The following is a 12735-nucleotide window of genomic DNA, read 5'->3' as shown; positions in this document are numbered from 1 at the left end:
CGGTGCTCGAGCTCGCGCGTGACCCGGCGATACCGGCGCCGCGACGCTTCTCGCCGGTCGCGCGTCCGGAGATCCCGAAGCCGCAGCCCAAGCCCGAGCCGAAGCCGGCTGCGGCGCCGGCCGCCAGCGCCGCCCCGGCGGCGCCTGGTAGCGCCGCGACCGGCGGCGCTTCGCGCAGCCTGCCCAGCGGTCAGGCCACCCCGCGCAACGCCGCACCGGCGCGGCCGCAGCAACGCGACCGCAAGGGCGACGAGCGCCGCGGCGGCAAGCTGACCGTCACGCGCGCGCTCAACGAGGACGGCGCGCGCGCACGCAGCCTCGCCGCGCTGAAGCGCGCCCGCGAAAAGGAGAAGCGCGGCTTCTCCGGTCCGCGCGAGCCGCAGGCCAAGCAGGTCCGCGACGTTCAGGTGCCCGAGGCGATCACCGTTCAGGAGCTCGCCAACCGCATGGCCGAGCGTGGCGCCGACCTCGTCAAGACGCTGTTCAAGATGGGCATGCCCGTCACGATGACGCAGACGATCGACCAGGATACGGCCGAGCTGCTGGTGACCGAGTTCGGCCACAATATCGTGCGCGTCTCCGACTCGGACGTCGACCTCGCGCTCGACACCACCGAGGATTCGACGGAAGAGCTCCAGCCGCGTCCCCCGGTCGTCACGATCATGGGTCACGTCGACCACGGCAAAACCAGCCTGCTCGACGCGCTGCGCGGTACCGACGTCGCCAAGGGCGAGTCGGGCGGCATTACCCAGCATATCGGTGCCTACCAGGTGACGCTGAAGGACAAGTCGAAGATCACCTTCCTCGACACGCCGGGACACGAGGCGTTCACCGCGATGCGTGCGCGCGGCGCGGACGTGACCGACATCGTGGTGCTGGTGGTCGCTGCCGACGACGGGCTGATGCCGCAGACGATCGAGGCGATCAACCACACCAAGGCGGCGGGCAAGCCGATGATCGTGGCGATCAACAAGATCGACAAGCATGATGCCAACCCGCAGCGCGTGCGCGAGCGTCTGCTCGAGCATAACATTCAGGTCGAGATGATGGGCGGCGAGACGCAGGACGTCGAGGTCTCCGCGCTCAAGAAGACCGGGCTCGACGAGCTGATCGACAAGATCCAGCTCCAGGCCGAGCTGCTCGATCTCACCGCCAACCCCGATCGCGCCGCCGAGGGCAGCGTGATCGAGGCGAAGCTCGACAAGGGCCGCGGCCCGGTCGCGACCGTGCTCGTCACGCGCGGCACGCTCAAGGTGGGCGACGTCTTCGTCGTCGGTGCCGAGAGCGGCAAGGTGCGCGCGCTGGTCGACGACAAGGGACGCCAGCTCAAGCAGGCGGGTCCGTCGATGCCGGTCGAGGTGCTCGGCTTGTCGGGCACACCGTCCGCGGGCGACCAGCTCCAGGTGGTCGAGAATGAGGCACGTGCGCGTGAGGTGGCCGAGTACCGTCAGAGTGTGCTGCTCCAGAAGCGCACGACGGCGGCGCCGACCAGCCTCGAGAACATGTTCTCGGCGCTGCGTGCCAACGCCGCGATCGAATATCCGCTCGTCGTGAAGGCCGACACGCAGGGCACGGTCGAGGCGATCGTCGCATCGATCAACAAGATCTCGACCGATCTCATCAAGGCGCGCGTGCTGCACTCGGGCGTCGGCGGGATCACCGAGAGCGACGTGACTTTGGCGGGTGCGTCGGGGGCGCCGATCATCGGCTTCCACGTCCGCGCCAACGCCAAGGCGCGCGAGATCGCCGAGCGGCAGAAGGTGGCGCTGAAATACTACGACGTCATCTACGACCTCATCGACGAGATCCGCGCCGGCATGGCGGGCGAGCTGGGTCCCGAGGCGTTCGAGACGGTGGTCGGCCGCGCCGAGATCCGCGAGGTCTTCTCCGCGGGCAAGCACGGCAAGGCGGCGGGTCTGCTCGTCACCGAGGGCGTCATTCGCAAGGCGCTCAAGGCGCGCATCACGCGCAACGACGTCATCATCTACCAGGGTGAGATCGCGTCGCTGCGCCGCTTCAAGGACGATGTCGCCGAAGTGCGCGCCGGCCTGGAGTGCGGCGTGACGTTCACGCAGAATTTCGTGGACATCAAGGCGGGCGACTATCTCGAGACGTACGAGGTCGAGCTGCGCGAGCGCACGCTGTAAGGCGCTGCGGGCGGGTCCCCGCCGCTGCACGACTGTCGTCATCCCGTCCGTGAGCCGGGATCCATCTTCGCGCACGCACCACGATGGTTGCGTCGCGGAACGCTGGATCCCGGAACAAGAGCGGGATGACGTCACGTCGTCGCCCTGTGTGCGGTAACGCACTCCTCGTGATGAGGATGAGAACCGAATGAACCAGCCCCAGGAAAAATCGGTGCGCACGCTGCGCGTCGGCGAGCAGGTGCGTCACGTCTTGTCGGAGATCCTCCAGCGTGGTGACGTGCACGACGACACGCTGGCGTCGCATATGGTGAGCATCACAGAGGTGCGCATGTCACCCGATCTGCGCCATGCCACCGTGTTCGTTAAGCCGCTGCTCGGGCGCGACGAGGAGGCGGTGCTCAAGGCGCTGCGTACCAACACTGCCTATCTCCAGCGCGAGGTGGCACACCGGGTGCAAACAAAATACGCCGCCAAGCTCAAGTTCCTGGCGGACGAGAGCTTCGACGAGGGCAGTCATATCGACTCGCTGCTGCGCCGCCCCGAGGTGGCGCGCGACCTTCCTGCGGAGGATGGCGGCGATTGACGCTTCCGTAGGTACGACGCATCTTACCGGCATGAACGCGATCACGCGACTGTCGGGCAGGGGTCAGGTCGTCGGTCTCAAGGGGGTCCGCGATTTGAAGGGCGGGGCGCCGGGACTTGACCTCGAGGTGGTCGACGTTGGCGACGGAGTGCTCCACCTAGTCGCCTCGGTGAGCGCGCGCGCCTTCGTCACCTTCGACCGCCGGCTCGCCCGCCACGCCGGCACCGACGCGCCGCTCGGAATCGAAATGCTCGCGTGATGGCGAAGCTGTATTTCTACTACGCCAGCATGAACGCGGGAAAGTCGACCAACCTGCTCCAGGCCGACTTCAACTATCGCGAGCGCGGGATGCGCACGATGCTGTTCACCGCCGCGGTGGACGATCGCTTTGCCGCCGGCTCGATCACTTCGCGGATCGGCCTCGCCGCGCCCGCGACGATGTTCGACGCCGCCACCGATCTCGCCGCCTTGGTCACGGCCGAGCATGCGCGCGCGCCGCTGGCGTGCGTGCTGGTGGACGAGGCGCAGTTCCTCACCGCAGCACAGGTCGACCAGCTCGCCTGGCTTGCCGACGTCCAGGACGTCCCCGTGCTCGCCTATGGCCTGCGCACCGACTTCCTCGGACAGCTCTTCGCGGGCTCGGCACGGCTGCTCGCGCTCGCGGACTCGTTGGAGGAGATCAAATCGGTCTGCGCGTGCGGGCGCAAGGCGACGATGAACCTGCGCGTCGACGCCGATGGCCGGCCGGTCTCGGCCGGACGCCAGACCGAGATCGGCGGCAACGACCGCTATGTCGCGCTGTGCCGCCGCCATTTCAGCGCGGCGCTGGCGGAGGGATGAGTGCACCGCCGCCCCCGCGGGTGACCGGCGTCAATCACGTCACGCTCGCGGTGAGCGACGTGGCGCGCTCGCTCGCCTTCTACCGCGACGTGCTGGCCTGCACCGTGCGCGCGCGTTGGGCGCGCGGCGCCTATGTCGAGGCGGGTCCGCTGTGGCTGTGTCTGCTCCACGACGACGTGGCGCGCACGACGCCGCATCCCGACTACACCCACCTCGCCTTCAGCGTGGCAGAGGCGGACTATGCGGCGCTGAGCGCGCGCCTGATCGCCGAGTGCGTGATCTGGAAGACCGATCGCAGCGAGGGCGCATCGACCTATTTCCTCGATCCCGACGGCCATAAGCTCGAGATCCACGTCGGCACGCTCGAAACGCGACTGGCGCATTATCGCGCCGAGCCCGGCAAGGGCGTGACCGTGTTCGATCGGGACGTACCCGCCACCTAGCCGAACCTCGCGCCCTCCCCTATCTCGCTCCACATGGACCCCACCGGCATCATCTGGCGGGCGGCAGTGTGGATCATCCCGCTGGTGCTCGCGATCGTCTTCCACGAGGTGAGCCATGGCCTCGCCGCCCGCGCGCTCGGCGACCCCACCGCCGCGGAACAGCGCCGGTTGTCACTCAACCCGCTGCGCCACGTCGACCCGGTCGGCACCGTGATCCTGCCGCTGCTGCTCGCGCTCGCCAAGGCGCCGGTGTTCGGCTGGGCCAAGCCGGTCCCGGTCGACGCGCGCCGCCTGCCGCATCCGCGCCGCGACATGATGCTGGTGGCGCTCGCCGGGCCGGGATCGAACCTCGTGCTCGCGCTGGTCGGCGCGATACTGCTCGGCGCGCTGACGCCCAGCCTCTACGGCATCCAGCCCGGCAGCCTCACCGCCTTCGTCGCGGCCAATCTGCTCAACTTCGTGATGATCAACGTCTTCCTCGCGATCTTCAACCTGATCCCGCTGCCGCCCTTCGACGGCGGGCACGTCGTCGCCGGGCTGCTGCCGGAGCGGCTTGCGCAGCGCTGGGATCAGCTCGCGCGCTACGGGCTGCTGCTGTTCATCCTGCTGCTGCTGGTGCTGCCGTCGATCGTGCCCGGCGCCAATATCGTCCAGCGGCTGGTGGCGCCGCCGGCGCAGGCGCTGACCGAATGGTATCTTGGCCTCGCCCAGTCGATCGCGGGCTGAGCGCGTGCACGGCTGGCTGATCCTCGACAAGCCGCTCGGGCTGGGGTCGACGCAGGGCGTTTCCGCGGTGAAGCGCGCGCTGCGAACCGCGGGCGTGCCCAAGCTGAAGGTGGGGCACGGCGGGACACTAGACCCGCTCGCCACCGGCGTGCTGCCGATCGCGATCGGCGAGGCGACCAAGCTGGCCGGTCGGATGCTCGACGGCGACAAGGTCTACGACTTCACGATCCGCTTCGGCGAACAAACCGACACGCTCGACGCCGAGGGCGCGGTGATCGCGAGCAGCGCGGTGCGGCCGACGTTCGCGGCGCTGGAGGCGGTGCTGCCGCGCTTCACCGGACCGATCGCGCAGGTGCCGCCGGCCTATTCCGCGCTCAAGGTGGACGGCGCGCGCGCCTATGACCTGGCGCGCGCGGGCGAGGAGGTGGTGCTCGCGACGCGGGAGGTGACGGTGCATGGGCTGGCGCTCGCCGAGTCAGACGCGCCCGCCCCGCCCCCGCCGTCATCCCGAACTCGTTTCGGGATTCACGGCGCGGCAGATCCGGCGGCCGAGGTGCCCGCGGACGGGTGGATCCTGAAACAAGTTCAGCATGACGGAGCAAGGGACGGGTCAACCCCGCTCGACCAGATCACCCTCACCGCTCATGTCTCCAAGGGCACCTACATCCGCAGCCTCGCGCGCGACATCGCGCTGGCGCTCGGAACGGTCGGCCACGTCACCTATCTGCGCCGCACCAAGGCCGGCCCGTTCACGCTCGCCGAGGCGATATCGCTGGACAAACTCGACGAACTCGCTAAGGCGCGCGGTCTTGAACACTCCCTTCTGCCACTGGGCGCGGGGCTGGACGACATCCCGGCTCTATCGCTCACTCCCGACCAGGCAGGGGCGCTCCGTCAGGGGCGAGTGCTGGCCGGGATCGCCGCCGATGACGGCCAGGCCCTCGCGCTGCTGGGTGAGACGCCCGTCGCGCTGGTCGAGGTGGAAAGCGGGCTTGCCCGCGTCATCCGCGGCTTCAACCTGTAACGCAAAGATGTCGCTAGGAAAATAAATGACGATCACCGCTGAACGCCGCCAGGAAGTCATCAAGGATCACGCCCGCGCCGATGGCGACACCGGGTCGGTCGAGGTCCAGGTCGCGATCCTGACCGAGCGGATCAAGAATCTGACCGAGCACTTCAAGGGCCACGCGAAGGACAACCACTCCCGCCGCGGCCTGCTGATGATGGTCAACAAGCGGCGCTCGCTGCTCGACTATCTCCGCAAGCGCGACGGTGACCGCTACGTCGCCCTGATCGCGAAGCTCGGTCTTCGTAAGTGACACAAAGGGGCGGCCCGCAAGGTCCGCCCCTTTTGTCATCCCGGACTCCGATCCGGGATCCAGCATGAGAACGGGCGCGGGAGCGCCTCCCCCCAGCCGCTGGAGCTGGACCCCGACCTACCGTCGGGGTGACGGAAGAGAGGGCAATACGGCCCGATCTTCCCGGACCAATGTCGGTCCGTACGCAGGCCCCCCGGTGATCCGCACCGGGGAGTGAAGGAAATCATATGTTCGATACCAAGAAGGTGGAAATCCAGTGGGGCGGCAAGACGCTGACGCTGGAAACCGGCCGCGTCGCGCGCCAGGCCGACGGCGCCGTGATCGCGACGCTCGGCGAGACGGTCGTGCTGTGCGCGGTGACCGCCGCCAAGACGGTCAAGGAGGGGCAGGATTTCTTCCCGCTCACCGTCCATTATCAGGAGAAGTTCTCCGCCAGCGGCCGTATCCCCGGCGGCTTCTTCAAGCGCGAGCGCGGCGCGACCGAGCGCGAGACGCTGATCAGCCGTCTCATCGACCGCCCGGTCCGCCCGCTGTTCCCGGAAGGCTTCTACAACGAGATCAACTGCATCGCGCAGGTGCTCTCGTATGACGGCGAGAATGAGCCCGACATCGTCGCGATGGTCGCGGCCTCGGCCGCGCTGACCATCTCGGGCGTGCCCTTCATGGGCCCGATCGGCTGCGCGCGCGTCGGCTACAAGGACGGCGAGTATCAGCTCAACCCGACCGACGGCGAGGTCGCCGAGGGCGAGCTCGACCTGGTCGTCGCCGCCACGCACGACGCGGTGATGATGGTCGAGTCCGAGGCCAAGGAGCTGTCGGAAGAGGTGATGCTCGGCGCGGTGATGTTCGCGCACAAGGCGTCGCAGCAGATCATCAACGCGATCATCGATCTCGCCGAGCAGTCGGCCAAGGATCCGTGGGAGCTCGCCCCGGTCGACGACAAGACCGCGACCATGGCCAAGCTGAAGAAGGCGATCGGCAAGGACGTCGAGGCAGCCTACAAGCTGACCGACAAGCAGGCGCGCCAGAACGCGCTCAACGCCGCGCGCACCAAGGCGCGCGAGGCGTTCGCCGACCTGAAGGAGAGCGACCCGGCGCAGTATCTCGGCACGCTCAAGCTGGTGAAGAAGCTCGAGGCTGACATCGTCCGCGGCGCGATCCTCAAGAGCGGCCGCCGCATCGACGGGCGCGACACCAAGACGGTGCGTCCGATCGCCGCCGAGGTCCACTTCCTGCCGCGCGCGCACGGCTCGGCGCTGTTCACCCGCGGCGAGACCCAGACGATCGCCACCACGACGCTGGGCACGCGCGACGCCGAGCAGATGATCGACGGGCTCAACGGCCTCTCCTACCAGCACTTCATGCTGCACTATAATTTCCCGCCCTATTCGGTCGGTGAAGTGGGCCGCTTCGGTGCGCCGGGCCGTCGCGAGATCGGCCATGGCAAGTTGGCGTGGCGCGCGCTGCACCCGGTGCTGCCGACCAAGGAAGAGTTCCCCTATACGATCCGAGTCACCAGCGACATCACGGAGAGCAACGGCTCGTCGTCGATGGCGACGGTGTGCGGCGGCAGCCTCGCGCTAATGGACGCGGGCGTGCCGCTCAAGCGTCCGGTCTCGGGCATCGCGATGGGCCTCATCCTGGAGGGCAAGGACTTCGCGGTCCTCAGCGACATCCTCGGCGACGAGGATCACCTCGGCGACATGGACTTCAAGGTGGCGGGCACGTCCGAGGGCATCACCAGCCTGCAGATGGACATCAAGATCGCCGGGATCACCGAGGAGATCATGAAGGTCGCGCTGGCGCAGGCAAAGGACGGCCGCGCGCACATCCTGGCCGAGATGAACAAGGCGCTGGGCGAGACCCGCACCGAGTTGTCCGCGCATGCGCCGCGGATCGAGACGATGCAGATCGACAAGTCGAAGATCCGCGACGTGATCGGCACCGGCGGCAAGGTGATCCGCGAGATCGTCGCCACCACCGGCGCCAAGGTCGACATCGACGACGAAGGCGTGATCAAGATCAGCTCGTCGGACGGCGCGCAGATCGAGGCGGCGATGAACTGGATCCGCGGCATCGTCGAGGAAGCCGAGGTCGGCAAGATCTACAACGGCAAGGTCGTCAACATCGTCGACTTCGGCGCTTTCGTGAACTTCATGGGCGGCAAGGACGGTCTTGTCCACGTATCCGAGATGAAGAACGAGCGCGTCGAGAAGCCGGGTGACGTCGTCACCGAGGGCCAGGAAGTGAAGGTCAAGGTCCTCGAGATCGACCCGCGCGGCAAGGTTCGCCTGTCGATGCGCGTCGTCGACCAGGAGACCGGCGCCGAGCTGGAAGACACCCGCCCCGCGCGCGAGCCGCGCGCTGAGCGCAGCGATCGCGGCCCGCGCCGCGAGGGCGGTGGTGGCCGCGGTGGTGACCGCGGCGGCGATCGCGGCGGTGACCGTGGTCCGCGCCGCGAGGGCCGCGGCCCGCGCCGCGAGCGCAGCGAGGGCGGCGCCAAGGAAGGCGGCGACGAGGGCGATGCGCCCGCGTTCGCGCCGGCCTTCCTGACGGGCGACCGCGACTGAGCCGCTGACGTGCTCCTGCGCGCGCAGGAGCACCAAGCGGTAATCAAGTAGGCTGAGCAAAGAAAACGGCCCCGGCAGCGATGCCGGGGCCGTCGTCGTGTCAGCGTAGCGGCGTTTCTCGCATCACGGCGCCGGCCGCTCGGGCTGCGCCTCGGCCAGGATCACCGCGAACAGGCCCTTGTCGTCGGTCCACTCGCGCACCGGGGTCCAGCCGCCGCTGCGGAGCAGGATGCGCGCGTCGCGCTCGCCATATTTGTGGCTGTTCTCGGTGTGGATCGTCTCGCCCACGGCGATGTCGAACGCGCGCCCCTCGACCTTGAAGGCAACGTCGCGGCGTGCCTCCAGGTGCATCTCCACGCGCGCGCGATCGTCGTTCCACACCGCGCAATGGCGGAAGGCGTCGAGCGGGATGGTACCGTCCAGCTCGCGGTTGATCCGGTCGAGCAGGTTGAGGTTGAACGCCGCGGTGACGCCCTGCGCGTCGTCATAGGCGGGCAGCAGCACGTCGGGGCGCTTGATCCGGTCCATCCCGATCAGCAGCATCGCTCCCTCGCCGAGCGAGGCGCGCATCGCGCGCAGCAGGTCGACCGCGGCGAGCGGGATCAAGTTGCCGATCGTCGAGCCCGGGAAGAAGCCGAGCTTCGGCAGCTCCGTCACCTGCACGGGCAGCGTCAGCGGACGCGTGAAATCGCCCTCGAACGGCAGCACCGGCAGGCCAGGGAAGGCCTGCGCCAACGCCTGCGCCGACTCGCGCAAGAAATCGCCCGAGATATCGATCGGCACATAAGCGGCTGGCTCGACGCAGCGCAGCACATTGGGCGTCTTGGTCGACGAGCCGGAGCCGAACTCGACCACGGCCCGCCCCGGCCCGGCGAGCTGGCGCAGCTCGGGGCAGAGATCGTGGAGCAGCGCGGTCTCGGTACGCGTCGGATAATATTCGGGCAGCTCGGTGATCTGCTCGAACAGCTGCGAACCGCGATGGTCGTAGAACCAGCGCGCCGGAATCGCGCGCGGGCGGCGCGCCAGCCCGGCGAGCACGTCGGCGCGGAATTGGGGATCGGCGAGACTGGCCTGGCCGTCGTCGATCTCGGGCTTGAGCATGTCAGAGATCCTTCGCGAGACGAACGCCGGTGAACTGCCAGCGCTGATGAGGGTAGAAGAAGTTGCGGTAGCTGGCGCGCGCGTGGCCACGCGGCGTGGCGCAGCTGCCGCCGCGCAGCACGAACTGTCCGCTCATGAACTTGCCGTTATACTCACCGACCGCGCCCTCGACCGGGCGGAAGCCGGGATAGGGCCGGTAGGCCGAGCCGGTCCACTCCCACACGTCGCCGAAGAAGGCGGGACCGTCGCTCGCGGGGCGCGGCTCTACGGCGCCGGCGCGGTCGAGCTGGTTGCCGCCGGCAGGGTCATAGGCCGAGGCCGCGGCCTCCCACTCGAACTCGGTCGGCAACCGCGCTCCCGCCCAGCTGGCATAAGCGTCGGCCTCGTAGAAGCTGACGTGCGTCACCGGCGCGGCGGGGTCGATCGCGCGGCGACCATCGAGACCGAAGCGCGTCCACATGCCGTCATGCTGTTCCCAGTAGAGCGGCGCACCGGCGCCCTCGCGCTGGACCCAGGCCCAGCCATCGGCGAGCCACCAGCGCGGCGTTTGGTAGCCGCCGTCGGCGATGAAGACTGCCCACTCGCCGTTGGTCACGGTGCGATCGGCGAGCGCGTGCGGCGCGAGCAGCGCGCGATGCCGCGGCCCCTCGCAATCGAAGGCAAACCCCTCGCCGGCATGACCGACCTCGACGACGCTCTCGTCGCGCTCGATCCAGCCGATCGGTCCGGGCATGGCCACCGGTACCTTGCGCGCCGCCCGCCAGATCGCCGGCTCGAGCGGGTTCTCGCCGAAGAGATGGAGCATGTCGGTGACGAGCAGCTCCTGATGCTGCTCCTCATGGTGACAGCCGAGTGCGACCAGCTCGTGCGCCGCCTCCGGCAGGTCGGGGAGCGCGTCGAGAAGGGCGGCGTCGACCGCGGCGCGATAGCCGCGCACTTCGTCGAGCGTCGGGCGCGTGATCATGCCGCGCCGCGCGCGCGCATGGCGGCGTCCCTCGGCCTCGTAATAGCTATTGAACAGGAAGGGGTAGCGCTCGTCGTGGCGCTGATAGCCGGCGACATGGTCGCGCAGCACGAAGGTCTCGAAGAACCAGGTGGTATGCGCCAGATGCCATTTGGCCGGGCTGGCATCGTCCATCGACTGAACAGTCGCGTCAGCGTCGGAGAGCGGCGCCGCCAGCGCCTGGCTCAGCGCGCGGACGCGGCGATAGCGCTCGCCCAGCGATGCATCGCCGGTCTTCAGATCAGGCAGCGCTGCCATCGGATCGTCTCCCACCCGTCGCGCCCGGCCCTGCGCCCGCGCGACGCTCGCCGGCGCCTTATCCTATGTTAACGATTGGCCCCCGCGACCCACAGAACGTCGCCACCCGCCTTTTTGTTCACGGCGCGGCACAGGACGAAAAGGAAATCGGACAAGCGGTTCAAATACATGACCGCAGCAGGGTTGGCGTGCGGCAGCACCGCCACGGCGCTGCGTTCGGCGCGGCGCACGATCGCGCGCGCGAGATGGAGCGACGCGGCCGCGCCACCCGGCAGCACGAAGCTGGTCAGCGGCGGCAGATCGGCATTGAGCGTGTCGATCTCGCGCTCGAGCCGCTCGACCTGCGCCGGCACTACGCGCAGCATCATCTCGGACGGTGTGAAGTCGTCGCCCGGCGTGGCGAAGTCGGCACCCAGATCGAACAGATCGTTCTGCACGCGACGCAGCGCCGCGACGTGATCGGCGTCGGCGAGCGTCTCGGCAGCGACGCCGATCGCGCTGTTGGCCTCGTCGACGTCGCCGATCGCGGCCATGCGCGCGTCGTCCTTGCGCACGCGACTGCCGTCAACCAGCCCGGTCGTGCCCGCGTCGCCGGTGCGCGTGTAGATTCGGTTGAGCTTGACCACCCTGGATGATCAGGTGCGGCCGGCGGCGAACAGCAGCACGACGACGACCAGCACCGCCAGCGCCTGGAACAGGATGCGCTGCTGCATCATGCGGTTGCTCTTGAGCTGCGCCGCCGTCGGGCCGCCCCCCTCCCCGCGCGCGTCGGCCGACGCTTCCTGGAGGAAGGAGACGATGCCGCGCACCAGAGCGACCACGGTGGCGATCATCGCCGCCACCAGGAGGATCACGAGGAAGGTGTTCATGCCCCGAAGGTAGGGACTGCGACGGGCTTTGGGAAGTCGCCCGTGCGCAGCCGCTCGGCCAACGCATGACCGTCCTCGCCGCGCTCGCGCAGCACCGCGAGCGCTGGTGCCCCGTGGCGCTTGGCGAGCCGCTCGCCGTCCGGGCCGGTGAGCAGCGCGTGATGATGCCAGCGCGGCACCGGCAGGTCGAGCAGCGCCTGGAGCAGGCGGTGGACGTGCGTCGCCGCGAACAGATCGACGCCGCGGACGACGTCGGTAACACCCTGCGCGGCGTCGTCGACCGTCACCGCGAGATGGTAGCTGGCGGGCGCGTCCTTGCGTGCGAGCACCACGTCCCCCTGCGCAAGCGGATCGGACGGGACGACGCGGCCGGCGTCGCTCCACTCCAGCGCACCGGCGCGTGCGACTGCCGCCGCCATGTCGAGCCGCCAGGCATGCGGACGCGACAGGTCGGGTGCGGGAATGGCGCGACAGGTGCCCGGATAGAGCGGCGGCGCCCCGTGCGGCGCGCTCAATGCCCCGGCGATCTCGGCGCGGGTGCAGAAGCAGGGATACAGCAGCCCCATCGCGCGCAGCCGCTCCAGCGCGGCGGCGTAGCGATCGAGCCGCCGGGACTGGTGAACCACCTCCCCGTCCCACGACAGCCCGAGCCAGACGAGATCGGCAAGGATCGTGTCGACATGCTCGGGGCGGCTGCGGGTACCGTCGATGTCCTCGATGCGGAGCAGGAAGCGTCCGCCACGCGCCCGTGCGTGATCGTGCGCCCGGATAGCCGAGTAAGCGTGGCCGACATGCAGCCGCCCCGTCGGCGAGGGCGCGAAGCGGGTGACCACCGGATCCATCCGCCGCGATGTGCGCGGCGGCACGTGGCCGCGC

Annotated in this window: 14 protein-coding genes; 9 read left to right on the top strand and 5 right to left on the bottom strand. The window is 69.0% G+C overall.

The window, feature by feature from the left end; translation table 11 throughout:
* The 9 genes from infB to pnp all read left to right on the top strand — a co-directional run.
* Nucleotides 1-2147 (top strand): translation initiation factor IF-2 (gene infB, locus QBJ89_RS03560; RefSeq protein ID WP_277979165.1); only part of this gene is annotated, 2147 nt, incomplete at its 5' end.
* Nucleotides 2148-2334: 187 nt separating this feature from the next.
* Complete coding sequence (gene rbfA / locus QBJ89_RS03555; protein WP_277979164.1) at nt 2335-2730, top strand: 30S ribosome-binding factor RbfA; 396 nt, start codon at nt 2335-2337, stop codon at nt 2728-2730.
* 31 nt (nt 2731-2761) lie between these two features.
* The gene (locus tag QBJ89_RS03550) at nt 2762-2989 is read left to right on the top strand and encodes a hypothetical protein (RefSeq protein ID WP_277979163.1); all 228 of its coding nucleotides are present in this window, start codon (nt 2762-2764) and stop codon (nt 2987-2989) included.
* Nucleotides 2989-3570, top strand: a complete 582-nt coding sequence (locus QBJ89_RS03545; RefSeq protein WP_277979162.1) for a thymidine kinase — start codon at nt 2989-2991, stop codon at nt 3568-3570. Before QBJ89_RS03550 ends, QBJ89_RS03545 begins: the two co-directional genes overlap by 1 nt.
* Nucleotides 3567-4013: a VOC family protein gene (locus QBJ89_RS03540; RefSeq protein WP_277979161.1), complete on the top strand. Its 447-nt coding sequence runs from the start codon at nt 3567-3569 to the stop codon at nt 4011-4013. The genes QBJ89_RS03545 and QBJ89_RS03540 overlap by 4 nt, the downstream gene beginning before the upstream one ends.
* A 33-nt stretch (nt 4014-4046) precedes the next feature.
* Complete coding sequence (locus tag QBJ89_RS03535; protein WP_277979160.1) at nt 4047-4739, top strand: site-2 protease family protein; 693 nt, start codon at nt 4047-4049, stop codon at nt 4737-4739.
* Nucleotides 4740-4743: 4 nt separating this feature from the next.
* Nucleotides 4744-5763: a tRNA pseudouridine(55) synthase TruB gene (gene truB / locus QBJ89_RS03530; RefSeq protein WP_277979159.1), complete on the top strand. Its 1020-nt coding sequence runs from the start codon at nt 4744-4746 to the stop codon at nt 5761-5763.
* Between the two features lie 25 nt (nt 5764-5788).
* The gene (gene rpsO / locus QBJ89_RS03525) at nt 5789-6058 is read left to right on the top strand and encodes a 30S ribosomal protein S15 (RefSeq protein ID WP_219753998.1); all 270 of its coding nucleotides are present in this window, start codon (nt 5789-5791) and stop codon (nt 6056-6058) included.
* Between the two features lie 227 nt (nt 6059-6285).
* Nucleotides 6286-8628: a polyribonucleotide nucleotidyltransferase gene (pnp, locus tag QBJ89_RS03520; protein ID WP_277979158.1), complete on the top strand. Its 2343-nt coding sequence runs from the start codon at nt 6286-6288 to the stop codon at nt 8626-8628.
* A gap of 123 nt (nt 8629-8751) precedes the next feature.
* Here the strand turns inward: pnp and egtD are convergent, their stop codons facing one another.
* From egtD to gluQRS, 5 genes are all read right to left on the bottom strand, one after another.
* The gene (gene egtD / locus QBJ89_RS03515; RefSeq protein WP_277979157.1) at nt 8752-9729 is read right to left on the bottom strand and encodes an L-histidine N(alpha)-methyltransferase; all 978 of its coding nucleotides are present in this window, start codon (nt 9727-9729) and stop codon (nt 8752-8754) included.
* A 1-nt stretch (nt 9730) separates the two neighbouring features.
* Nucleotides 9731-10990: an ergothioneine biosynthesis protein EgtB gene (egtB, locus tag QBJ89_RS03510; RefSeq protein WP_277979156.1), complete on the bottom strand. Its 1260-nt coding sequence runs from the start codon at nt 10988-10990 to the stop codon at nt 9731-9733.
* 68 nt (nt 10991-11058) lie between these two features.
* The gene (locus QBJ89_RS03505) at nt 11059-11616 is read right to left on the bottom strand and encodes a cob(I)yrinic acid a,c-diamide adenosyltransferase (RefSeq protein WP_277979155.1); all 558 of its coding nucleotides are present in this window, start codon (nt 11614-11616) and stop codon (nt 11059-11061) included.
* A 9-nt stretch (nt 11617-11625) separates the two neighbouring features.
* A complete protein-coding gene (locus QBJ89_RS03500; protein ID WP_219747595.1) occupies nt 11626-11859 on the bottom strand; it encodes a twin transmembrane helix small protein in 234 nt (77 codons plus the stop codon).
* A complete protein-coding gene (gene gluQRS / locus QBJ89_RS03495) occupies nt 11856-12701 on the bottom strand; it encodes a tRNA glutamyl-Q(34) synthetase GluQRS (RefSeq protein WP_277979154.1) in 846 nt (281 codons plus the stop codon). Before gluQRS ends, QBJ89_RS03500 begins: the two co-directional genes overlap by 4 nt.
* Nucleotides 12702-12735 lie beyond the last annotated feature (34 nt).

Source organism: Sphingomonas phyllosphaerae (assembly GCF_029623345.1).
Taxonomy (GTDB): Bacteria; Pseudomonadota; Alphaproteobacteria; order Sphingomonadales; family Sphingomonadaceae; genus Sphingomonas; species Sphingomonas phyllosphaerae_C.
Note: the sequence above shows the minus strand (reverse complement) of the source record. Positions and strands in the feature narration are given on the sequence as shown.

What these genes read in the sequence shown, in the direction of transcription:
- rbfA (WP_277979164.1), top strand. Translation starts at nt 2,335, where the DNA reads ATGAACCAGCCCCAGGAAAAATCGGTGCGCACGCTGCGCGTCGGCGAG.
- QBJ89_RS03550 (WP_277979163.1), top strand. Translation starts at nt 2,762, where the DNA reads ATGAACGCGATCACGCGACTGTCGGGCAGGGGTCAGGTCGTCGGTCTC.
- QBJ89_RS03545 (WP_277979162.1), top strand. Translation starts at nt 2,989, where the DNA reads ATGGCGAAGCTGTATTTCTACTACGCCAGCATGAACGCGGGAAAGTCG.
- QBJ89_RS03540 (WP_277979161.1), top strand. Translation starts at nt 3,567, where the DNA reads ATGAGTGCACCGCCGCCCCCGCGGGTGACCGGCGTCAATCACGTCACG.
- QBJ89_RS03535 (WP_277979160.1), top strand. Translation starts at nt 4,047, where the DNA reads ATGGACCCCACCGGCATCATCTGGCGGGCGGCAGTGTGGATCATCCCG.
- rpsO (WP_219753998.1), top strand. Translation starts at nt 5,789, where the DNA reads ATGACGATCACCGCTGAACGCCGCCAGGAAGTCATCAAGGATCACGCC.
- pnp (WP_277979158.1), top strand. Translation starts at nt 6,286, where the DNA reads ATGTTCGATACCAAGAAGGTGGAAATCCAGTGGGGCGGCAAGACGCTG.
- egtD (WP_277979157.1), bottom strand. Translation starts at nt 9,729, where the DNA reads ATGCTCAAGCCCGAGATCGACGACGGCCAGGCCAGTCTCGCCGATCCC.
- egtB (WP_277979156.1), bottom strand. Translation starts at nt 10,990, where the DNA reads ATGGCAGCGCTGCCTGATCTGAAGACCGGCGATGCATCGCTGGGCGAG.
- QBJ89_RS03500 (WP_219747595.1), bottom strand. Translation starts at nt 11,859, where the DNA reads ATGAACACCTTCCTCGTGATCCTCCTGGTGGCGGCGATGATCGCCACC.
- gluQRS (WP_277979154.1), bottom strand. Translation starts at nt 12,701, where the DNA reads ATGGATCCGGTGGTCACCCGCTTCGCGCCCTCGCCGACGGGGCGGCTG.